General features: G+C 63.2%; 1 protein-coding gene. It reads right to left on the bottom strand.

Going from position 1 to position 318, the window contains the following annotated elements; translation table 11 throughout:
- A partial coding sequence (locus tag ACZL02_RS24370) for an IS21 family transposase (RefSeq protein WP_472941273.1) occupies positions 1 to 318 on the bottom strand: 318 nt, incomplete at both ends.

Here is a 318-nt window from a genome sequence, read left to right as displayed (position 1 = left end):
GCCATCAGATGACGGACCTCCTCGGACCAGATTTCGGCAACGGTGCCTGGTTGGGTCGCATGGGCTGCCGTTGCCCACAGCTCCCGGCACCGCTTCTCCAGCCACTCGTTCAGCGCGTCCAGTGATGGCACGTTTGGTATCGGCTGCCAGAGCCGGTGTCGGGCATCCTGGACGTTCTTCTCGATCTGGCCCTTCTCCCAGCCGGACGCCGGATTGCAGAACTCAGCCTCGAACAGGAAGTGGCTGACCATCGCCGAGAAGCGGATGTTGACCTGGCGCTGCTTGCCGCGGCCCACCTTGTCGACGGCAGTTCTCATA

It is taken from the genome of Mesocryomonas fontinalis (assembly GCF_055730125.2).
This window is presented reverse-complemented; position numbering and strand designations above follow the sequence as displayed.